A 20,238-nucleotide genomic window follows, 5' to 3' on the forward strand; every position below is an offset into this window, starting at 1 on the left:
GTTTTCTTCTTGTAAACATTGTATTATAACAGTGGGTTTCACGTCAATATGAATTTTCAAAAAACTCAACTTTTTTTCTATCCGTGCAATGACCTGGGTCAAATGGCGGGGCTGCGAGTTCAGTAAAAATGAAAAGTATTGTAAAATGGATAAGGAAGCTAAAAATAAGCCCATTTGGCAGATCAGGTATTCCCGGCGGACAAGCCGCGCTTTTGATAAGGAGGAAAAAAAGATGCTGTTCATAGACAACCAAGGCATTACAGATCCGCGCATTAACCTTGCGATTGAGGAGTATGCGCTGAAGTACCTGGATGTAAACCAGTCGTATTTGCTGTTCTACATTAACGAGCCGTCCATTATCATCGGCAAAAACCAGAACACAATTGAGGAAATCAATACAGAGTACGTGGAGAACAACGGGATTTATGTTGTGCGCAGGCTCTCGGGGGGCGGAGCGGTCTATCACGACCTCGGCAATCTTAATTTCAGTTTTATCACGAAAGATGAAGGCGACAGTTTCTTGAACTTTAAAAAGTTCACGGAACCGGTCGTGAAGGCTTTGAACAAGCTTGGAGTGGAAGCAGAGATGAAAGGGCGGAATGATCTTGTGATCGGCGAAAGAAAAATATCCGGCAATGCTCAATTCTCTACCCGGGGAAGAATGTTCAGTCACGGAACACTGATGTTCGACTCGGAGATCGAAAATGTTGTCTCCGCTTTGAAGGTGCGGAAGGATAAGATTGAATCAAAAGGAATCAAGTCGATTCGGAGCCGTGTTGCCAACATTTCCGAATATCTTGATGAAAAAATGACGATTGAGGAGTTCCGCAAAGTGCTTCTCAATAGTATCTTTGAAGGTGAGGATCCAATCCCGGAATACAAGCTGACGGAAGAGGATTGGAAAAAAATCAATGAGATTTCCGAAGACCGCTATCGCAACTGGGACTGGAATTATGGAAAGTCCCCTAAGTTCAATATTCAGCAGTCGCACCGTTTCCCAGTCGGCCTGATTGAATTCCGGATGAATGTGAACAAAGGTGTCATTGAGGAATGTAAAATATTCGGAGACTTTTTCGGTGTCGGAGATGTTTTTGAGGTGGAACAAAAACTGACAGGCGTGAAATACGACAAGAGCGAAATCAAAAATGCACTGGAAGACCTGGATATCCCGTATTACTTTGGGAACGTTACAGAGGACGAAATCGTCGATTTGATTTATTGATATAGTTTTATGACTGCCTGTTGAAAAGGGCGGGAAGGGCAGGAGCAGAGTGTCTTCTGCCTTTTTTAATTCCGGAAAGGGTTGTGCACTGCCTTCTGTTTGTTTATAATTAATTTTGAAATAACTTCTGTAAAAATGAATGATTACTCATTCAATGAGGAGGGGAACGAGGTTTGAATCTAGCAAAGAGATTACGGGAAACGGCGGTACTCAATAAGGATAAAAACGCTTATTTCTTCCAGGACGAGCCGACGACCTACGGAGAGCTTGATGGGCTGGCCGATCGGTTTGCAAGTGGTCTTGCCAAGGCCGGTTTAAGAAAGGGGGATCATGTTGCACTTTTGCTTGGCAATTCCCCGCATTTTGTCATCAGCCTTTATGGGGTTATGCGACTCGGTGCCACTGCGATTCCGATCAATCCTACATACACACCCGATGAAATCGCCTATATTTTAAACAACGGGGATGTTAAAGCCGTAATCGCACTTGACCTTCTTGCTCCGTATATTGGAAAAATGAAAGCGCTTTTGCCGAATGTGGAGCATATTGTTCTTTGCGATTCGGGAAACCCGGATATCAAACATGAAATGGAAACGTTCAATGATGTCCTGCAAAGAGGGGACGCTTCGTTTGAAGAGGCGGAAGTCGATGAAGACGACACAGCGGTGATTCTGTATACATCGGGCACTACAGGCAAGCCGAAGGGCGCCATGCTTACGCATAAGAACCTTTATTCAAATGCACGGGATATCGGGGATTACTTAAGGATGAACAGCGATGATACGGTGATCACGACATTGCCGATGTTCCATGTGTTCAGCTTGTCCGTTGCCCTGAATGCCCCGCTGATCAGCGGATCCACGATCATCATTTTGCCGAAGTTCAGCCCGAAGGAAGTTTTCAGGGTTGCGAAGGAATACAAAGCAACGGTATTTGCCGGTGTTCCGACGATGTATAATTTCCTCTATCAATTTCCTGATGGCAGACCAGAAGATTTCGAGACTCTTCGCCTATGCATCTCGGGAGGATCCTCTCTTCCGGTCGCATTGCTTGAAAACTTCGAGAAGAAGTTCCGTGTGTTGATTTCTGAAGGGTATGGTCTTTCGGAGGCTTCACCTGTTACGACGTTCAATCCGCTTGACCGGCCAAGAAAGCCGGGGTCGATCGGCACATCCATTCTCAATGTAGAGAACAAGGTGGTCGATGAACTTGGTCAAGAAGTACCGGCCGGAAGAATCGGCGAATTGGTCGTCCGCGGGCCGAATGTGATGAAAGGCTACTATAAACTGCCGGAAGATACGGCAGCCGCACTTCGGGATGGCTGGCTTTATACAGGCGATATGGCGACGATGGACGAAGACGGCTACTTTACAATCGTCGATAGAAAAAAGGATTTGGTTATTGTAGGCGGTTACAATGTGTATCCAAGGGAGGTTGAGGAAGTCCTCTACGCCCATCCAGATATTGTGGAAGCGGCGGTGATCGGTGTACCAGATCCTGAACAGGGTGAGTCGGTCAAAGCTTTTGTCGTGGCAGGGCCGAATGGAATTGACGAAGAGGAACTTGAGGAATTTATCGCCCATAAGCTTGCACCATATAAGCGCCCATCCTCGATTGATTTTTTGGAAGAACTGCCGAAGAATACGACAGGGAAAATTTTACGGCGGGCACTGAAGGACCAAATCACACAATCATGAAAAAGCGCGGAAGCGATTCCGCGTTTTTTTACTTGGAAAAAAGGAATTATCGTGAGCATGCAAGAAGTCCTATAGAAAAGGCGGAGAGGGGTTTTGCGCGATGAATATCAGGCTCGAAATCAAGGATTTCCAAGCATACGTGACAATCGACAGAGCGGAGGCGAGAAATGCCTTCAACTATGATACGCTCTGTGAACTCGGGGAAGTGGTCGATTCGCTGGCAACGAATGACAGAGTCAGGGTCGTCCAAATTACTGGGGCAGGGGAAAAGGCATTTAGTGCAGGTGCCGATCTGAAAGAGAGAAAGACATTGTCTGAGGAAGAAGTTCGGCGCAATGTCCGCAAAATCGGCGATGTATTCTCGAGAGTGGAAAGACTGCCGCAGCCGACCATCGCCGTGTTGAATGGGTATGCGTTCGGCGGCGGGATGGAGCTGGCGCTTGCCTGCGATTTCCGGATTGCAGCCTCCGATGCGCTGATGGGACTGACAGAAACGAGCCTTGCCATCATTCCGGGTGCTGGAGGGACCCAACGGTTGCCGCGTCTTATTGGAGAAGCGAAGGCATTGGAACTGATCTTGACAGCGAAACGGATGACCGCCGATGAAGCACTCCAATATGGTATCCTGACAAAGGTAGCGGAGCGGGAGAAACTGCGGGCGGAAGCGGAAAAATTGGCAGAAGCCATGCTGGTCAATGGCCCGGTCGCAGTAAGACAGGCAAAATATGCGATCAAGACAGGAATGAATGCCGCTTTGCAAACCGGGCTGGAAATCGAGGCAAAGGCGTATGAACTGACCATCCCGACGGAAGACCGGAAGGAAGCGCTCCAGGCCTTCAGCGAAAAGCGCAAACCTGTATTCAAAGGGAGATGAAATATGTGAAAGACTATCATTGCTGTGCAACATGCCGCCATTTTAAAGCTGCCAGGATAGACGGAGAGATGAGCTACCGGTGCATGAGGCTCGGCTATGAAACGAAGCCAGACTATAAATTCGATTGCTGGTCACCTCGTGATGAGATTAGAACATTGATTGAAAAAAGAAGCGCCGATTCATGAACCGGCCCCCTTGCTGTAAATCTATTGAATGCTTATAATAATGGAAATAGATTGAACATGTAGGGGGAAGGGAATTGGAAGCTTCCTTGACAAAATGGACACAAACAGATTTTCGGCGGGGGCTCCAAGGAGGAGTGAGCATTGCGATCGGCTATGCGCCGATTGCCCTGACGTTCGGCCTGCTGGCGAAAACCGCAGGTTTAACACTTTTTGAAACGGTTTTAATGAGCCTGGTTGTATTTGCCGGCGCATCGCAATACATTGCCCTCAATATGTTCGCAATTGGAACCGGAATGGCCGAAATCATTTTGGCTACGTTCATTGTTAATATCCGCCACTTTTTGATGAGCGCATCATTGAATGAAAAGGTGGAAGATGAAGTGCCTTGGAAAAAGGCCATTTATGCCTTCGGGTTAACGGATGAAACCTTCTCTGTCGCAGCTTCAAAGACGGGTACGATCCAAACTCATTATTTATTCGGCCTTAATTTAATTGCCTACGGCAGCTGGGTTGTCTTTACGGCGGCAGGCTTTGTGCTCGGTGCAAGTTTGCCGCAGGTGCTGCAGGAAAGTATGGCGATCGCTCTGTACGCCATGTTCATCGGACTGCTCGTTCCAGCCTTGAAGACGAGTGTTAAAGTAGTCAGTCTCGCTGTGCTTGCCGCTCTGTTTAACAGTATTTTTGTCATGGGGAATATGCTGAGCAGCGGCTGGGCGATTGTTTCGGCAACACTTCTTTCATCTATTTTGGTTGAATGGGTGGAATGGCTGAAAACGCGGGGGAGGGAACAGCGGAATGGGTAGTGCATTCGTCATTATCACCATTTTAGGGATGGCAGCAGTAACGTATATTCCACGGATGTTGCCATTCGTCATGCTTGGCGGAAAGGAACTGCCTCCATTTGTTCAAGGTGTGCTGAAAAATGTCCCGTATGCTGCACTTGGCGCCCTGATCTTTCCAGCGGTTTTCCTTATCCGTGAAGGCGACGTGGCTTTCGGGGTGATCGGGATGGCTTCTGCTTTCTTGATCGCTTTTCTCGGGGCAAATGTCATCCTGGTCGTCCTCGGTTCCATTGTTGTGCTATCGTGCTATTCCTGGTTTATCCTCTGAGTTCTCACTCAAGTGGCTGCTGCTATTGCCGGCAGCCGCTTTCTGTTTTCCTCTTTTTCCGTGAACGATTAAAAGAAATTAGGCAATACTGATGGATATGGTTCTATTATCTGTTTGAAAACTTACATATAATATGATGACGGACAAGGGGGATTATGAATGAGGAGGAAATGGGCGATTCGGTCCTTGGCGGCCTATGCGATATTCGGGCTGGCGATGTATGCGTACTTGTTTTATTTGGCAGACAGCTCGGTTCCCGGTTCTCTCCGGGGAACGGCTGCCGATCCGGAGACTTTCCTAAACGCGAAAGAACTGATGTTGACTGAGGAGTATTCCAAAATAAGGAACCTGCTGTTCTTTCTGGCGGTCCCCTACGAGTGGATTTTTTATTATCTTGTACTGATATTCGGCATTTCCGCTGTTTTTCAACGGTGGGCTGAACATGTTGCCAAGGTGAGAGTTGTAAAGACGGCAATTTATTTATTTTGGCTGTCTGTTGCTTCCTTTTTGTTTATGTTCCCGCTCAGCTGCCTGTCCTATATGATCAGCAAATCTTACAACATATCCACTCAGACGTTCCCTTCCTGGATGAAGGATAAGCTGATCGCTTTCTGGGTCGATTATGGGACGATGTTCATCATTGTCTTTGTTTTATACGCACTAATGCGGAGATTTAAGAGAAAGTGGTGGCTGGCAGCCTGGGTGCTGTCGATCCCTTTTTCTATCTTCCTCATGTTTATCCAGCCTGTGCTGATCGATCCGCTCTATAATGATTTTTATCCGCTGAAAGACAAGCAGTTGGAAACGAAGATCCTTTCCTTGGCGAACGAGGCGCATATCCCGGCAAATCATGTGTATGAAGTCGATATGTCAAGCAAGACAAATGCTCTTAATGCTTATGTGACCGGGGTGGGGGCGAACTCAAGGATTGTCCTGTGGGATACGACACTTGAACGCCTGACCGATGAAGAGATCTTGTTTATCATGGCCCATGAAATGGGGCATTACGTGGAAAAACATATTTATATCGGCATTGCCGGTTACCTGATTCTGACGCTGGTTGGGCTGTGGATCGCAGCGAAAATAATGGAGAGGTGGACCAAAAAGAAGAAAGACGTTTGGGGCGTACAAAAAATGACCGATATTGCCACACTGCCCGCCTTTTTGCTGCTGACTTCCATTTTGCTGTTCGCATCCAGTCCAATTTCAAACTGGGTATCACGCTATCAGGAATCGAGGGCAGATGCGTATGCGATCAAGCTGACGGAAGATAAAGAGGCCGGAGTACGCACCTTCCAAAGCCTGACAAAGGCAGGCTTGAGCCAGGTGAATCCGCCTTGGCTTGTAAAAATCTTCCGGTATGGGCACCCGACAATGCTTGAGCGGATTCAAATGGTCGACGATTTTGCAGCGGATGATGAGACCAAAAAAGAATAATCGGCATGAAAAAGCTCGAGATGTTGACCGGTGCCTGGCGCTGGCTGCATGGACAGCGATGTCAGTGTTAGCGATAGAGCCTGTTCGGAGGGTCAGTGAGAGCTGTTATCCCGGACAGGCTATTTTTTGTGCCGCAATAGGAAAAAGCAGGAGGAGAAACGGCTGTTTTTCTCCCCCTGCTTCATTTCGGGCTTATTGGAACTGCCCCATTTTTTATTTGACAACCTCCATCAATTCATTCAGCTCTCCAGAGAGCCTGATGAAGGTTTCCTTATCTCTGTCGTCCAGTGCTTGATCAATGCCGGCCCGCAATGCTTTCATATGCCTTTCTTGGAGCAAGCCTGTCAAGAAGAGCTCTGTTTGCCATTCAAACGTCTCAGATTCCTTTTTGTTCTGGGTCATCGTATACTCTTTTAACAACTCTTGATAGGTCTTTTTCTTCTCCATCGATGATCACCTCGGGAACTTTTTTTAATTATACACAAAGTGGGCGAAGAAATCAACTGAACAGTGTAAATTTTCGGAAATCACCCTAAGTCTTTTGCATTTCATATTTACATAGCAGACTTTCGTCATAAATCAATAATTTTCAGATATTTTTGACAGGTTTCGATACGTATGGTATGGTAGGTTTGGCCTATATGGAAAAATAAGGAGGAGTTGGAAATGAGTAAAAGTACAGAGTATTTGTCGGAATATGAAATTAATCCGTATACGATGTTTATTAAACCTGTCATCCGAAATCAAACGATGTACTCGGAAGTCCACGAGGTCGATGATGCTTACACGGTGGCAGCTAAGCCGCTTGAAATCATTGAGCGCAGCTGCAGATATTTCGGTTCTTCATATGCGGGCTTTAAAGAAATAGAAGAACGAAGCGGAATCAATCCTCGCCCTTGAACGATATTTGCTGGATACGGATTCCGCTTTCTGTACTTTCTACAGTGATCCTCTCAATTGTCGAATCCAAAAGGCTTTTCTTTTCGTTGTCCTCCAGGTAAGCCCAATTCCTGCCCACTTCTTTTAATGCAGACTCAATTTCTTCGCGATTAATTATATCTTCTTTTACCGATTCAACTGATTGCAATTGATTCTTAATTCTTTCTTCGTCCGTCCGAGCTTCTTCCATACGTTGTTTGAAGTCATCATACAAAATAGAATCATCCGTCCATGCGTACTGCCATTTCTTCTTGCGCCGCTCGATTTTCTCTAGTTCTTTTTGCAACGATACTGTATCGACTTGGTTATCATAGTTTTGATTTATTTGGTGCTCACCCATTGCAGTTGCTTCTTCAAGCAGGCTATTGAAGTTTTCTTCTTTGAGGAAACGCACAAACCCTTCTTCGAGATTCTTCTCCGACAAACTTTTCGATCCAGCACACACTCCTCGAGACTTACCTCTACAACGATAATTTTTGTAAGAAACTTTCTCTCCATTGGCCAGCCGATGGTACGCTCTATACCCGACCATTGCTCTGCCGCATGTTGGACATCTCAATTTACCGGAAAATATATAGGCGCTTCCAGCTCGGCGAGGGTGCTGCCCGCGTCTTTCCGCTATTAGTGCCTGGACTGCATCGAAGTGCTCCTTAGATACAATTGGCTCATGAGTATTCTCTTTTATAAAGTCCGTCCATTTTATTGCACCAATATATAAGGGACTCTTTAGAATTTGCATCACAGCTTTATCCAACCAGAGATTACCGTCACGGGTAGTGATTTTTCGTTCGTTTAGGTACTGGCAAATCTTATTGGCGCCGTTTCCTTTTAAGTATAAATCGTAAATAAGCCTTACGGTCGTGGCTTCGTTTTGGTTAATTGACAGTTTGCTGGTCTCCAGATCAAGGTTATATCCGAAGGGTCGGAAGTTCAAGGCGTATTTTCCTTTCCGCACCTTTTCCGCATATCCGAAGCTAAGACGTTCTCCCATGTTTTCTCGTTCCCACTGGGCGAGAGCTGCCACTAGCGTAATAAAGAGTCGGCCCATTGCAGTTGTGGTGTCATATACTTCGGTTGCAGATTTGAATTTGCAGTCATGCTGATCAAACATTTCGAGTAAAGTGTATAGGTCTTTCACAGACCTCGTGAGGCGATCAAGGCGATAAACGAGGACACAATCAATTTTGCCTGCCTCGATGTCCTTTAGCAGCCTTTTGAGTTCTGGTCGATCAATGTCTTTTGCAGATTTACCTTCGTCAGCATAGATATCGGCTATTGGCCAATCCTGAGATATACAAAAACTTTTCAGTTTACGTTTTTGTGCAGGAATTGAGTATCCTTCCTTTGCTTGCTCTTCTGAGGATACTCGCACGTAGATGGCTACATTCTTTACTGGAAAGCGTTGGTTTTGGTTCATGAAAATCAACTCCTATACAAAGAGGCGAGCCGTCGCCCGCCTTGGTTTTAAATTGCTAGCTAGAAATTTAAAATGACTTTCTTTAACTTGCCGATTATCATGATGTCGCTGTTTTCTTTAGGATTGTAGCTAATCGGAGGGTAAGCTGAGTTTTCGGATTGTAGGATTATGTTGTTTTCATTGAAGTACACTCGTTTCAACACTGCCTGTCCATCAATGACTACTGCAGCGATTTCTCCGTTTTCCACTTCGGTTTGCCTTCGTATCATTAGGAGATCACCGTCATATATCCTCGCTCCCGACATGCTGTCTCCTTTTGCTCTTAGGAAGAAATACTCTCCGCCGTTTAACCACTCTTTAGGTACCGGCTCATATGATTCTGGAGTATCGAATACGACCAACCCTTTGCCGCAGCTGATGTTTCCGTAAACCGGGAGTAGAGCCATGTCATCCGAGATACTAACGTCCTCTACATCAAACCAGTATGTAATCGGAACATCGAACATTTCAGACATAATAGTGAGCTTATCCATTAAAGGACGGTTTGCGTTTCTTTCCCAAGCCGACACTGCTGTAGGTGCAATGTTCAATTTCTTTGCTAAATCGCTTTGTGTCATTTTGTGTATCTTTCGTTGCTCTTTGATTTTTTCCCCGACTGTCATTATTACCACCTCTCTTTCTATGCCTTTATTATAACTCGTTACTGTAGAAAAGTACAGTAAATCTGTATAAATAAATGAGGAATAAAAAATAATTTCAGTTTTTCTGTAATTTCGCTTGCAACTACAGAAAAACTGTAGTAGATTAATATTCAACAAGGAGGTGATAGCATGACGAAAGTGCAAAATGGCAGTTTCGTAGAACCTATGTATACGATTGAGCAGGCCAGAATTCTTGGCGGGTTCACTCAGGTTGAGATTGCCAAAAGGCTTGGTATGTCTGAAAAAACTTACATCCAATATGAAAAGTATCGGAAGGTTTTTCAGATGGATAAAGCCTTCAAGTTTTCGCAAGCTACAAAAATACCATTGCATAAGGTGATTTTTTTTGAAGGTCAAGTACAGAATATCTGTAGTTGAGGAGGGGGCGACATGCCAGATCACATCAAAAGAAAGTTCTTGCATTTCTTTTTAACAACGAGCGTGCCCCGGATCATCGCGAAGGAACGCACGAAAATAAAGGAGGCAGTCAAATGATCACAGCAGGTGAAATGCTAGGTTGGACAAAGCGTTTCAAGGAGATTATGGCATCCAAAGCAAACAGCGATTTAAAAAGCAGGAGGCTGGCAGCACTCATGGACGATATGGAAGGTGCGTACAGCATCCCGATGCTCCGCAAGCCAGAGTTCGAGAAAGAGAATCCATTTGTTATGCAGATGTACCGCACTGTATTAGATGCGAGAGTCTTTTGAAGGCTACAAGGGGGGAGGGATTAAATTGAAATGCGAGAATTGCGGAAACGACCGCTTTTTCTACAACGAAGTATCTGTGATGGCAAAGCAACTAATCGACCAAAAGAAAGGTGTGAGGGACGGAAAAGTATTTGGAGTAGACCCGACTTTGACTGATAACTTTTTTCAGCTTATTTACTGCCACAACTGCGGTGAGTTAGTAGAAGAATATTGAACAGTACGACCAAATCAAGCCTACCGGGGCTTCTCTTTTTAGCCGCATTGCGAAATTTGCAAAACGAATCATCACATATTTTAAGGAGGTGATACATAGTGACGGTCCTCGATGTGTATGTCTGTGACAAGTGCGCAGAGAAGTATGCAGTGAGTGAAGATGCTGAGCCGGAACGGTGTCCGTTCTGTAACACGCTAGAAATCAGTTGGAGCCATGAATTGAAAGTTTTGGCCGGCTGGAAACATGAAGCAAAAATTTTATAGGGAGGTAGTTTGAAAATGTTAAAGATTCCAACGGCAAAAGAAATGGCGGATCTCGCTGCAGTCTCTCGGAAGAATTATGAGGAGTCGGTCATGAAGTCGTCAACTTTTAAACAAGTAGTCAGCGAAATCGAACGAGCAGCATTGGAAGGAAAGGGCGACGTTTTCGTCCCAGTGAAAGACGAAGAACACAGACTGGAGTTAGAAGTGATTAAAAAGTATTTGTTTGAGGCTGGCTATATATGCGACTTTTTCAATAAGTTTGCTTTGGCAGGGCGGCTTAATGACAGCCTTAGAATCTCTTGGAGAACAGCAGGTGATGAAAAATGAAATTGAAGGCTCTTGGAATTGTTCGCAGACTTGATGGCCTGGGCAGGGTGGTCATTCCTATGGAAGTAAGAAAAACGCAAGGATGGGATGAAGGCACTGCAATGGAATTCTACATGGCAGAGGAAGGCCTTGTAATGAAGCAGTATCACCATGGCAAAGCCGCACAAGAGGTGTTTGATGGTTTAGAAGTTGTATTGTCTGACGCAGATGACTCCAAAACGAAAATGGCAATCGCCGCAGCCATCGATTTCATTGAAGGGAGGTGAGGGCGTGGGGATAGAGCATCCAAAAGTAACTGAAATCAATCGTTACGGCCATCCGCAAGAACACTTGAATACAAAGTACGGTAAGGATTGGAAGGGCGAACAGGTTGAGGTAGGTGCCGAAATCGTTATCGATCCGGGACTTGACGAAATCCTCTTCAAAGATGATTTGCCGGAGTATCTGGCCAAGAAATACGGCTTTGAATTTACGACAGCTGAAAGGGGGTGAGTGAGTTGAAGGTAAAAGTTTCTGAATGGCTTGCCATGCCAGAGAAAGAAAAGCAAAGCCGAGTGCTTCAAGCTGCAGTCGAGTCGTTCCTCAAGCATACAGCGGAAAAGTAAAAAGCCCCATGCGCCAACATGGGACCCTGAGAAAAACATTCTTACACCAAATATATCATGTAAAGGAGCTGTGAACAATGGACGTAAATGTATCTGTCCAATACAAGCAGTCGGAAATCAATGGTCTCTTTAACGAGATTGAACAAATCAAAAGGCAGCGTGCCGCCCTGAAAGATCAGATGGATGAGAAGACTGAAACGATCATCAAGCACATCTTGAAACATGGGAACGTCCTTGCGTATAAGAATGACGTCCCTCACATCTTGAGTGTGAAAGTCCGCACTACTAAAAAATTTGATAAGTCCTCTCTTGCTGGTGATACCGGCATGTCAGCAAGTGAACTCAATCTGATTGGCATTGCCGAGCTGGTGGAGGATGGAAAGACCACATCCGAAAAGCTGAAAAACTACCAGGTAGAGGAAGCTGAACAAGTACTGAAAGCCAGGAAAGCCAAGAGATCCGATTTAGATCTGCTGGGCGCACGCGCACTATAAAAAACTAGGAGGCTATGGAACATGGAAATCAAAGTGAACATCTCAGCTCCGGAACTGTCCGAAGCAATCATCAAGTTGGCGGAGGCCCTCTCAGATAATTCCGCACAGCTGCACACAATAGAGAATGTACAAGCCATCAAGGAGCAGGAACCGAAAAAGGAAAAGGCGACGAAGAAGTCGGAGAAGAAACCTGAGCCTGAGAAAAAAACTGAGCCTGAGAAGAAGCCGGAAAAGGGCTCAAAAGAAACTCAGGAAATCTCGCTCGACGTTGTCACTTCGAAGGTCCGTGCCTTCATCCAAAATGGTGGGAAGGCCAAGCTCAAGGCATTCCTTGCTGAACACGGTGCGGAGAAAGTTACAGATCTTGATCCAAGCACGTACCCGGCGCTCTTGGAGTTGGTGGAATGACGGGTCACGCTTCCCGGGCGCATGCCGTCCTCTCCGCATCGGGCGCTCACCGGTGGCTCGTCTGTACCCCGAGTGCACAGGCAGAAGTGGCTAGTGGCATCAAGGACAAGTCCTCGGAGTTTGCTGAGGAGGGGACGTTCGCTCACGAGCTGTCAGAACTTCATTTTGCGCATCTATTTGACGGGCTTTCTGATCGAGCGTTCAATGCCAAGCTGAAACGGATGAAAGCCAATTCCTTCTACTCGGAAGAGTTGCATGAGTACGTGACGGAGTATGTGGACTATGTCACCGAGCGCATCAACGGGGCGAGGGCGGCGGATCCACAGGCGGTCTGCATGTTCGAAGAGCGTCTGGACCTCTCGGAGTATGTACCGGAATCGTTCGGAACTGGCGATGTGATTCTTTACTACGCCGGAACCCTCGAGATCATAGACCTAAAATTCGGCAAAGGCGTTGAGGTCTCAGCAGAAGGCAATCCGCAACTGCGGCTGTACGCTCTCGGGGCAATGGGCGTGTTCGGACTCCTGTACGACATCGAGGAGGTCATCACGACCATTCACCAGCCGCGCCTCGACAACATCAGCTCGGAAGCCCTGCTTGCAGAAGAGCTGCTTGAATGGGGAACGGACTATGTCCGGCCGAGGGCAGAAATGGCGCATCAGGGCGAGGGGGATTTCATCCCAGGAGAGCATTGCCGCTGGTGCAAGATCAAGGCAACCTGTCGGGCTCGAGCAGAGACATACTTGGAAACTCCTAATCTCTCGAAAGCCGCCCACCTGCTTACAGCAGAGGAAATCTCGGACATCCTTTTCCGGGCGGAGGAAATCCAGAAATGGGCGAAAGATGTCCAAGACTATGCGCTCCAGAAAGCCCAGGAAGGTACCACGTTTGAAGGATGGAAGGTTGTCGAGGGCAGAAGCAACCGGCGCTATGCCGACAAGGTGGAGGTACTCCGCATTCTGCGGGAGCACCTTGAAGATGAAGAGAAGCTGCAGGCGGTGGTCAAGACGGAGCCGGTCGGCATTGGCGACATGGAGAAGAAGCTGGGCAAGGAGACCGTCTCGGAAGTCCTGGGCGAGTTGATCATCAAGCCGCCAGGCAAACCTGCACTTGTTCCGGAGAGCGATAAGCGCCCGGCCATCGGTGCAGAGACAGATTTTGATGTAATCGAAAACTAAAAACCAACTAAAAAGGAGAAATGCAAAATGGCAATTAAAGCAAAGCGTAAAGGAACTCTTGTAATCACTGGGGTAGTACGGGCATCTTATGCAAACATCTGGGAGCCGAAAACGGTAAACGGCGAAGGGGAGCCAAAATACTCGATCAGCCTCATCATCCCGAAAGAAGACAAATCGACCATTAAAGCGATCGAGGAAGCGATCGAGGAGGTCAAGCAGACTGGTAAAGACAAATGGGGCGGCAAGGTGCCGGCGAACTTGAAACTTCCCCTCCGGGACGGCGACGAAGAGCGGGAGGAAGATTCCGCCTATGAAAATAGCTACTTCATCAATGCGAACTCTAAACAAGCCCCGCAGATTGTGGATGGGTACAAAAACAAAATCACTGATGAAACGGCCGTGTACTCAGGCTGTTACATCCGTGCTTCGATTAACTTTTATCCGTTCAACACGAATGGAAATAAAGGAATCGCTGCGGGGCTTGGCAATATTCAGAAAGTCCGCGACGGGGAACCTCTGGGCGGCGGTACTACTGCGGAGTCCGACTTCGATGAGCTTGAGTCTGATGACGACGATTTGATTTAAAAGAGTGCGGGGATCCTTCCCCGCCTTTTCTAAAGGAGGACGCAATGACAACGGTCTCTATTGATATTGAAACGTATTGTGAATTGGATCTCCGGGAGGTTGGGGTGTATCGGTATGCCGAGCACCCTAGCTTCGAAATATTGATGATTGCCTGGGCAGTTAATGACGGACCGGTGCAGATCTGGGATTTAAGATCCGGAGAAGAAGGTATTGACGATGTTATGTGGCGCGAGGTAATGGCTGGGGAAATCCTTGGTCTTCTGAAAGATCCAAAAGTCATCAAGACCGCACATAACGCGAGCTTCGAACGCACATGTATTGCAGCCTTTTTCAACATGCCGATGCCTCCGGAGGAGTGGAGATGCACGATGGTTGACTCGACCCGGCTGGGTTTGCCAGCGGCTCTCGGGCAGGTGGCGGAAGTGTTAAAGCTTGATGACCAAAAGGATACCGCGGGAACAGCCTTGATCAGCTTCTTCTCCAAGCCGTGCAAGCCGACAAAAGCAAATGGCGGCCGTACACGAAACCTGCCGGAACACGATCCGGAGAAGTGGCAAGCCTTTCTCGACTACTGCGTAAAAGATGTGGAAGTAGAGCGCTCCATCCGAAAAAAGATTGTGGCCTTGCCCGTTCCAGAAAAAGAGCAGGCACTCTGGACGCTCGATCAGCAAATTAACGACCGCGGCGTCATGGTGGACCTGCCTCTCATGGAAGGTGCTGTCCGGTGTGACGAGCTGGCCAAGAATGAGTCGATGGATGAAGCTCGGCGGCTGACCGGTCTTGAAAACCCAAATAGTCCGACACAGCTGCGTGAATGGCTGCAGGAGCGCGGGGCGAATCTGCCGGACATGCGAAAAGACACGGTGGCCGAATGGCTGAAAGCGTCAGATGGCGTTGTTGCAGACGTCCTGCGGCTCCGTCAGGAGCTGTCCAAAAGCTCCATCAAGAAATACAAGAAGATGCAAGCGATGGTTTGCGATGACGCAAGAATCCGCGGCATTCTCCAATTTTACGGCGCTTCAAAGACAGGTCGCTGGGCAGGGCGCGGCGTGCAGGTTCAGAACCTTACCAAAAACCGCATGAGCCTTTCCCGGATCCGTGATGCAAGGAAATGCATCCAGGCAGGTGACTTCGAAGCACTTGATCTTCTATACGCCGAAAGCAGGCAGGACATTCTTTCTCAGCTGGTGAGGACAAGCTTCATCCCGAAGCCCGGCCATAAGTTTGTCGTCTCGGACTCCTCAGCGATCGAGGCTCGGGTGATTGCCTGGTATGCAGGTGAACTGTGGAGGCTTGAAGTGTTCAAGACTCACGGGAAGATTTATGAAGCTTCTGCTTCTCAGATGTTTAATGTTCCAATCGAGGAAATAGGCAAAGGGTCGCCTCTCCGGCAGAAAGGGAAAGTCTCCGAATTGGCTCTTGGCTATCAAGGGGGTCCAGGGGCACTAAAAGCAATGGGCGCTCTGGACATGGGGCTTGTGGAATCCGAGCTGCAGGGACTGGTTGATGCCTGGCGGAGTGCGAATCCTCGGATTGTAGACTTCTGGTATGCCTGTGACCGAGCGGCATTGGCTGCAGTAAGAGATTCAACCCCCACAACGACTCACGGGGTCACGTTCCGGAAGGCGAAAGGCTTCCTGTTCATCGACCTTCCGAGCGGCCGGAGCCTCGCCTACGCGAAGCCGCATATTGTCGAGAACCGGTTCGGCCGCGATTCCGTCGCACATCTAGGGCTTGATGACCGAAACAAATGGAGCCGCATCGAGGCGTACGGCGGCAAATGGGTGGAGAACATTGTTCAGGCAACCGCCCGGGACATTCTGGCGGAGAGCCTGTTCCGGCTTGAAGCTGAGGGCTTTGAAACCGTCATGCACGTGCACGATGAGGTGGTCTGCGAGGTTCCTATAGATCGGACAGACGCTCTGTCAGAGGTTGAGAGGCTTATGGGCGAGCCGGTTGATTGGGCAGAGGGGCTGCCCCTTGCCGCTGATGGATTCGAAACGGATTTCTACATGAAAGATTAGGAGGGGCTTACATGAAAGAAGCACTGAAGGTAAAAAGCGATGCAATCCAGGAGAAGATTACTTTACTCAGAAAAGAATTGCGTAAAGCCGAGAGGTCAGATAAGCGTTCAGAAGTCTACCGATTGAACGATGAAATTGATTGGCTATTGAAGCGGAAGAAGCTGTATTCCTCGACTGTTATGCCAGTCATCTTTTCAAACGGCCTGGTTATCAATGGAACGCTGCTCAGGCAATTCGTAAAGAAGATCCGCTCAAAAGGTGTTTTGGAAGCCAAGCTCCCTTCAAGCGATACGTTCGAACTGCACTATCAAACTGGAAAGCTAACTTTGCTGGATCAGTCGAAGATCTACTCGGACATGGAGCTTCCGGAGGGAGAGGCTCTTCTTGAAGAGCTCGGGGTTATATTGGCTAGTCAAAAAAGACCGACCAATAATTCGATAAGGGGCTGACGATATGGACCTTCAATTGGAGATGAAAAGAAACGTTATCCTGGATAGGCTGCAGGCGGCAGGGGTTTTATTTTCCCGGCAAGGCGAGTCGATTGAGACGCTCGACTACAACGAATTGAAACATGAATTGGTCATGCGGGAGATACAGGCGGATGGCTAACGTCCGCCGCCGTCCAAAGCGCAGGCACCGGGCAGGGTATTATCTGCTGCACCGGCAGGAAGGCAGAGACATGGTCTGGCTGTATGAGTATCTGCAGAACCATGAGCTACAGGCACGGATCCGGCAGGGGTGGAAAGTGAGTAAGTAATGTTAAGGGTGAAGGAGAATGGAAGATGAAAGAGTACAAAGTAGAGATAGCATTTGAAGAGAATGGAATTCCCCAAACAGTTATTTTCAATAAGGCTTGTTCAAACTTAGACGAATTGAAGCAAGCATTTTTGAAAAGGTTTGGCAATATCAAAGATGCCCCTAATTCAGTTCTTCGGGATAAGAGCAAGGTAAAAGTCTTAACACGAAATGCAACTACTATAGAAGAGTGGGTCGAGTCAATCAGGTTAGAAACCCGATGGTCGCTAAAAATTAAAACTCTCGGATAATACAGAAAGGAGCCAGCCATGAGACTAAAAGGCGATAAATACCGGCCTGTCGTGACTGTACTGAAAACGAAAAATGACGTGCCAACGGTCATCCTTGTGAGTGGCCGGAAGTATCAGTTGCAGCACGAGGATCAGTTTAAAAGGGGTGCTCGGCGATGACTGATAACGTGAATCACCCATCACATTACACGGCGGGCAGCATTGAAGTAATCGACTATATGCAGGACAAGCTCACACCGGAACAGTTTTCCGGTTACTGTCTGGGCAACGTCATCAAATATGTTTCTCGGTATCGGCTAAAAGGCGGCGTGGAAGATTTGCGAAAAGCTGAATGGTATCTGAAAAAATTAATAGAATCGGAGGCTAATTGAAATGGGGGCTACCACGGTAAAGGACGGCGTGCTTTATCACAAATTGACGAAGGAACTCTACGCACAACACAAAAAGGACGGCTGGAACGATCAGCGAGTTATGAGGCGCTATGGGTTTAACAGCCAATCGCTAAATATCTGGAAAAATGAAAACCTGTCTGATGAAGAACGAGCCAAGCATCGGCTGAGGAGAGGGGCCCCAGCGAAGACGCTCGAGCAAGTCACCGGGAAGAAAATGCTGCAGGAGAAAAATGTTCCGGCAGTGACTGCGACTGATGTGAAAGAGTCATTCAAGTCCTCAGAGTCGGCTCCCGTGGAAGAATCTGCTGTGAATTACGAGGATCAGTACAGACGTCTCTACATGGAGTATAGGCAGCTTGCTGAGGCAAACGAGGAGTTGAAGAAAGAGGTCAATCATCTCCATTCAGCTTGTGAAGATCTTGAAAATGGCAATGCCAGCTTCGAGGAAATCGAAAGATTGCAAAAGCAGAATGCCCATCTTTTGTCTTTGTTGGACGACCGGCTCACAAAAGACGTTCTTGCCAATGTGGAAGAGGAACGTCGCAGGCAGAACAAGCTGTGGGGCAAACAACGGCATGATTACAGCTACTGGCTCACCATCCTGATTGAAGAAATCGGAGAGGTAGCCCAAGCCATCCAGAAAGGGAGTGTGGCGAGCAAGGCGTCCGATGCCGGTGACCTGTTCAAGGAATTGGTTCAAACAGCAGCGGTTGCTGTGGCGATTGCAGAACAGGTGGCGGAGGGTGGCTGGCAGAATGGTTGAGATCGAATATACGGAGGGTGGAAATGCCATCATCCCCGAAGAAGTCTTTGTCCAAGCTGAGAAAAACGGCGTCAGTCGGAAGAATGTGCGCCAGCGCATCAACTCCTATCTGTGGACTGCCGAAGAGGCTGCCACAACACCGACGGGGGAATCAAAGGATCCTTTTAGACGGCTGGCGAAGCAGAACGGCATTTCTCACAGGATTTATTCGAAGCGAGTGAGGTTAGGATGGTCGCCTGAACGTGCCGCGACAGAACCGGTAAATGAAAAAGGGTTTAGGAGGGATCAGAATGGCTGAAAAAGTGAAGTTGACGAGGGAGCAGGCGGACGCGGTTGATTTTCTTACTGATGGAAATGGCTGTGACGGTAGCTGGACGCACGAAGCTCTTATAAGAAAACATGCTCAATCTCCGCAAGGATGGAGTGGATATGGAGACGTAGTGGATTCCTCTGTACTAAACGGTTTGCCGCTGCTCACTCTTGTAGATGCATTAAGAATCGGCTATGAAGTCGAGGAAGCTTTGAAAATTGGAGACTGGGCGAAGTTTGAACATCATGGCGATACTTGGGTTGCGAAAGTTAAAGCTGTACCCCCATCCCTTTCCGGTGTCAATTTGTACTTGCCTGATGAAGATATACACGCGTTTCCTGGCGGTCGTTATTATACAGCCACCCCTGTCACTCGCGAAGAAATCAAATCCGAGCAGGAACGCCGTACATGGGCGAAGATCGGTAGGAAGCCGGGGGATTTTAAAGAGCGCGATACAGGATTTGATTACAGGGGCCGATTAGTTCCTGGGGTGATTGCATTAACCGAGGTTTACGAAAAAGGGGAGTTACAAGGCTTTTACCCCGCCGAATCCTTCATCGAGTTTGGGGGTGGGGAGGAATGAATGAAAAAGCTAACTGGCTTCAAGTATCCGTAACTTACTTCAAACCGTCAGGGAAATATTACAGCGAAATTGATTTTTTGTTACCAAACGATATTTCGTTCTATGACCGTAGAAAAAAATTAACAGAGCTGATAAACGAAAAATTCCCTAACAGCACATTTACCTTTGTCTCTTTAGATTCGGCAGTTCTGGGCTTCCCTTACATGAAAGTAGGTGAATCCCATGACAACTGAAACGAATGCGGAACGGTTGGAAAGAGCGAGGAAGATACTAAAAGATATGGCGAAATTTATAGAAAACGTATCTCTCATTGGTAAAGAGGATACTGAATACCTTGACTGGCTTTTGTCTATTGTCGAGGAACAGCAAGAAGTTATAGAACATTATAAGAAGCGATATGAAAACGTTGGGGCTATTTTTAGTAGACAGCATTTACGAGAAGTGAATGGGAAGTTAATAGAAGAAAACGCCCGTCTGCGGGAAGCGTTGGAGTTTTACGCAAATCCAGTAACCTATCAACCTATAAAGGCCATAGTCAAGGGGGAAGAAATGAAGATTTATCCGATTGATGGAGACGAGGGGTATGAAGCCCGCAAAGCATTGGCAGGTGAAACGAAATGATCCTCATTACTACCGTGTTGCTGACCGTAACTGTGTCGAACCTGCTGCTCGCTCTTGGAGTGAGAGGCTTGCAGAAGCGCATCGGCAAACTGGAAGAAGCCTATCAGAAAAAGAATGGTTAAGAGAAAGAAGT

Annotated in this window: 35 protein-coding genes; 32 read left to right on the forward strand and 3 right to left on the reverse strand. The window is 47.4% G+C overall.

All coding sequences use genetic code 11. The features are described from left to right. The first annotated feature begins 232 nt into the window (after positions 1–232). The 7 genes from lplA (at position 233) to AC0TWI_RS05045 (ending at position 6,525) form a co-directional block, all read left to right on the forward strand. Complete coding sequence (gene lplA / locus AC0TWI_RS05015; protein WP_488125234.1) at positions 233–1,222, forward strand: lipoate--protein ligase; 990 nt, start codon at positions 233–235, stop codon at positions 1,220–1,222. A 173-nt stretch (positions 1,223–1,395) separates the two neighbouring features. Further along, on the forward strand, positions 1,396–2,919 hold the full coding sequence (locus AC0TWI_RS05020) for a fatty acid--CoA ligase family protein (protein WP_488125235.1): 1,524 nt from the start codon (positions 1,396–1,398) through the stop codon (positions 2,917–2,919). A 100-nt stretch (positions 2,920–3,019) separates the two neighbouring features. Continuing rightward, positions 3,020–3,793 carry an enoyl-CoA hydratase-related protein gene (locus AC0TWI_RS05025; RefSeq protein ID WP_488125236.1) on the forward strand — a complete coding sequence of 258 codons (774 nt, stop codon included), beginning with the start codon at positions 3,020–3,022 and terminating at the stop codon, positions 3,791–3,793. Next, complete coding sequence (locus AC0TWI_RS05030; protein ID WP_488125237.1) at positions 3,790–3,978, forward strand: hypothetical protein; 189 nt, start codon at positions 3,790–3,792, stop codon at positions 3,976–3,978. The genes AC0TWI_RS05025 and AC0TWI_RS05030 overlap by 4 nt, the downstream gene beginning before the upstream one ends. Before the next feature lie 74 nt (positions 3,979–4,052). After that, positions 4,053–4,781, forward strand: coding sequence for an AzlC family ABC transporter permease (locus AC0TWI_RS05035; protein WP_488125238.1), 729 nt, complete (start codon positions 4,053–4,055; stop codon positions 4,779–4,781). Then, entirely contained in the window at positions 4,774–5,088 is a 315-nt protein-coding gene (locus AC0TWI_RS05040; RefSeq protein WP_488125239.1) for an AzlD domain-containing protein, read from the forward strand. The genes AC0TWI_RS05035 and AC0TWI_RS05040 overlap by 8 nt, the downstream gene beginning before the upstream one ends. A 159-nt stretch (positions 5,089–5,247) precedes the next feature. After that, a complete protein-coding gene (locus tag AC0TWI_RS05045; RefSeq protein ID WP_488125240.1) occupies positions 5,248–6,525 on the forward strand; it encodes a M48 family metallopeptidase in 1,278 nt (425 codons plus the stop codon). Positions 6,526–6,738: 213 nt separating this feature from the next. Here AC0TWI_RS05045 and AC0TWI_RS05050 read toward each other — a convergent pair whose 3' ends face one another. Continuing rightward, the gene (locus AC0TWI_RS05050) at positions 6,739–6,972 is read right to left on the reverse strand and encodes an IDEAL domain-containing protein (RefSeq protein ID WP_488125241.1); all 234 of its coding nucleotides are present in this window, start codon (positions 6,970–6,972) and stop codon (positions 6,739–6,741) included. 219 nt (positions 6,973–7,191) lie between these two features. On the opposite strand from AC0TWI_RS05050, the gene AC0TWI_RS05055 reads away from it, so the two are divergent. Then, complete coding sequence (locus AC0TWI_RS05055) at positions 7,192–7,425, forward strand: competence protein ComK (RefSeq protein WP_488125242.1); 234 nt, start codon at positions 7,192–7,194, stop codon at positions 7,423–7,425. Here the strand turns inward: AC0TWI_RS05055 and AC0TWI_RS05060 are convergent. Then, the gene (locus AC0TWI_RS05060; protein ID WP_488125243.1) at positions 7,409–8,881 is read right to left on the reverse strand and encodes a recombinase family protein; all 1,473 of its coding nucleotides are present in this window, start codon (positions 8,879–8,881) and stop codon (positions 7,409–7,411) included. The two genes, AC0TWI_RS05055 and AC0TWI_RS05060, sit on opposite strands and share 17 nt — an antisense overlap. Positions 8,882–8,940: 59 nt before the next feature. Beyond that, positions 8,941–9,543 carry a LexA family protein gene (locus AC0TWI_RS05065; RefSeq protein ID WP_488125244.1) on the reverse strand — a complete coding sequence of 201 codons (603 nt, stop codon included), beginning with the start codon at positions 9,541–9,543 and terminating at the stop codon, positions 8,941–8,943. A gap of 168 nt (positions 9,544–9,711) precedes the next feature. Here AC0TWI_RS05065 and AC0TWI_RS05070 point away from each other — a divergent pair, with 168 nt between their 5' ends. The 24 genes from AC0TWI_RS05070 (at position 9,712) to AC0TWI_RS05185 (ending at position 20,227) form a co-directional block, all read left to right on the forward strand. Further along, positions 9,712–9,960 (forward strand): helix-turn-helix transcriptional regulator, encoded by a 249-nt coding sequence (locus tag AC0TWI_RS05070; RefSeq protein WP_488125245.1) that lies wholly within the window; start codon positions 9,712–9,714, stop codon positions 9,958–9,960. A gap of 113 nt (positions 9,961–10,073) precedes the next feature. After that, positions 10,074–10,292, forward strand: coding sequence for a hypothetical protein (locus tag AC0TWI_RS05075; RefSeq protein ID WP_488125246.1), 219 nt, complete (start codon positions 10,074–10,076; stop codon positions 10,290–10,292). 25 nt (positions 10,293–10,317) lie between these two features. Then, positions 10,318–10,506 (forward strand): hypothetical protein, encoded by a 189-nt coding sequence (locus AC0TWI_RS05080; protein WP_488125247.1) that lies wholly within the window; start codon positions 10,318–10,320, stop codon positions 10,504–10,506. A 98-nt stretch (positions 10,507–10,604) separates the two neighbouring features. Next, positions 10,605–10,769, forward strand: a complete 165-nt coding sequence (locus tag AC0TWI_RS05085; protein WP_488125248.1) for a hypothetical protein — start codon at positions 10,605–10,607, stop codon at positions 10,767–10,769. A 15-nt stretch (positions 10,770–10,784) separates the two neighbouring features. After that, positions 10,785–11,096, forward strand: a complete 312-nt coding sequence (locus AC0TWI_RS05090; RefSeq protein ID WP_488125249.1) for a hypothetical protein — start codon at positions 10,785–10,787, stop codon at positions 11,094–11,096. Then, a complete protein-coding gene (locus AC0TWI_RS05095; RefSeq protein WP_488125250.1) occupies positions 11,093–11,362 on the forward strand; it encodes an AbrB/MazE/SpoVT family DNA-binding domain-containing protein in 270 nt (89 codons plus the stop codon). Before AC0TWI_RS05090 ends, AC0TWI_RS05095 begins: the two co-directional genes overlap by 4 nt. Positions 11,363–11,366: 4 nt before the next feature. Then, positions 11,367–11,588, forward strand: a complete 222-nt coding sequence (locus tag AC0TWI_RS05100; protein ID WP_488125251.1) for a YqaI family protein — start codon at positions 11,367–11,369, stop codon at positions 11,586–11,588. Between the two features lie 190 nt (positions 11,589–11,778). Further along, positions 11,779–12,195: a hypothetical protein gene (locus tag AC0TWI_RS05105; RefSeq protein ID WP_488125252.1), complete on the forward strand. Its 417-nt coding sequence runs from the start codon at positions 11,779–11,781 to the stop codon at positions 12,193–12,195. A gap of 21 nt (positions 12,196–12,216) precedes the next feature. Further along, positions 12,217–12,603 carry a hypothetical protein gene (locus tag AC0TWI_RS05110; RefSeq protein WP_488125253.1) on the forward strand — a complete coding sequence of 129 codons (387 nt, stop codon included), beginning with the start codon at positions 12,217–12,219 and terminating at the stop codon, positions 12,601–12,603. Continuing rightward, positions 12,600–13,781 carry a DUF2800 domain-containing protein gene (locus tag AC0TWI_RS05115; RefSeq protein WP_488125254.1) on the forward strand — a complete coding sequence of 394 codons (1,182 nt, stop codon included), beginning with the start codon at positions 12,600–12,602 and terminating at the stop codon, positions 13,779–13,781. The genes AC0TWI_RS05110 and AC0TWI_RS05115 overlap by 4 nt, the downstream gene beginning before the upstream one ends. A 33-nt stretch (positions 13,782–13,814) precedes the next feature. Continuing rightward, positions 13,815–14,366 (forward strand): DUF2815 family protein, encoded by a 552-nt coding sequence (locus tag AC0TWI_RS05120; protein ID WP_488125423.1) that lies wholly within the window; start codon positions 13,815–13,817, stop codon positions 14,364–14,366. A 44-nt stretch (positions 14,367–14,410) separates the two neighbouring features. Beyond that, positions 14,411–16,390, forward strand: a complete 1,980-nt coding sequence (locus AC0TWI_RS05125) for a DNA polymerase (RefSeq protein WP_488125255.1) — start codon at positions 14,411–14,413, stop codon at positions 16,388–16,390. A gap of 11 nt (positions 16,391–16,401) precedes the next feature. Further along, the gene (locus AC0TWI_RS05130; protein ID WP_488125256.1) at positions 16,402–16,839 is read left to right on the forward strand and encodes a hypothetical protein; all 438 of its coding nucleotides are present in this window, start codon (positions 16,402–16,404) and stop codon (positions 16,837–16,839) included. 4 nt (positions 16,840–16,843) lie between these two features. After that, positions 16,844–16,999, forward strand: coding sequence for a hypothetical protein (locus AC0TWI_RS05135; protein WP_488125257.1), 156 nt, complete (start codon positions 16,844–16,846; stop codon positions 16,997–16,999). Further along, positions 16,992–17,147 (forward strand): hypothetical protein, encoded by a 156-nt coding sequence (locus tag AC0TWI_RS05140; protein ID WP_488125258.1) that lies wholly within the window; start codon positions 16,992–16,994, stop codon positions 17,145–17,147. The genes AC0TWI_RS05135 and AC0TWI_RS05140 overlap by 8 nt, the downstream gene beginning before the upstream one ends. A 25-nt stretch (positions 17,148–17,172) precedes the next feature. Then, positions 17,173–17,436, forward strand: coding sequence for a hypothetical protein (locus AC0TWI_RS05145; RefSeq protein WP_488125259.1), 264 nt, complete (start codon positions 17,173–17,175; stop codon positions 17,434–17,436). A gap of 18 nt (positions 17,437–17,454) precedes the next feature. Further along, positions 17,455–17,595, forward strand: coding sequence for a hypothetical protein (locus AC0TWI_RS05150; protein WP_488125260.1), 141 nt, complete (start codon positions 17,455–17,457; stop codon positions 17,593–17,595). Further along, the gene (locus AC0TWI_RS05155; RefSeq protein WP_488125261.1) at positions 17,592–17,807 is read left to right on the forward strand and encodes a DUF3310 domain-containing protein; all 216 of its coding nucleotides are present in this window, start codon (positions 17,592–17,594) and stop codon (positions 17,805–17,807) included. The genes AC0TWI_RS05150 and AC0TWI_RS05155 overlap by 4 nt, the downstream gene beginning before the upstream one ends. A 1-nt stretch (position 17,808) precedes the next feature. After that, entirely contained in the window at positions 17,809–18,591 is a 783-nt protein-coding gene (locus AC0TWI_RS05160) for a nucleoside triphosphate pyrophosphohydrolase family protein (RefSeq protein WP_488125262.1), read from the forward strand. Continuing rightward, a complete protein-coding gene (locus AC0TWI_RS05165; protein WP_488125263.1) occupies positions 18,584–18,889 on the forward strand; it encodes a hypothetical protein in 306 nt (101 codons plus the stop codon). The genes AC0TWI_RS05160 and AC0TWI_RS05165 overlap by 8 nt, the downstream gene beginning before the upstream one ends. Then, positions 18,882–19,484 (forward strand): hypothetical protein, encoded by a 603-nt coding sequence (locus AC0TWI_RS05170; protein WP_488125264.1) that lies wholly within the window; start codon positions 18,882–18,884, stop codon positions 19,482–19,484. The genes AC0TWI_RS05165 and AC0TWI_RS05170 overlap by 8 nt, the downstream gene beginning before the upstream one ends. Beyond that, positions 19,481–19,717 carry a hypothetical protein gene (locus AC0TWI_RS05175; RefSeq protein WP_488125265.1) on the forward strand — a complete coding sequence of 79 codons (237 nt, stop codon included), beginning with the start codon at positions 19,481–19,483 and terminating at the stop codon, positions 19,715–19,717. Before AC0TWI_RS05170 ends, AC0TWI_RS05175 begins: the two co-directional genes overlap by 4 nt. Further along, positions 19,707–20,105, forward strand: a complete 399-nt coding sequence (locus tag AC0TWI_RS05180) for a hypothetical protein (protein WP_488125266.1) — start codon at positions 19,707–19,709, stop codon at positions 20,103–20,105. Before AC0TWI_RS05175 ends, AC0TWI_RS05180 begins: the two co-directional genes overlap by 11 nt. Continuing rightward, positions 20,102–20,227 carry a hypothetical protein gene (locus tag AC0TWI_RS05185; RefSeq protein WP_488125267.1) on the forward strand — a complete coding sequence of 42 codons (126 nt, stop codon included), beginning with the start codon at positions 20,102–20,104 and terminating at the stop codon, positions 20,225–20,227. The genes AC0TWI_RS05180 and AC0TWI_RS05185 overlap by 4 nt, the downstream gene beginning before the upstream one ends. Positions 20,228–20,238 lie beyond the last annotated feature (11 nt).

The sequence above is a fragment of the Lederbergia sp. B243.17 genome, from assembly GCF_057657925.1.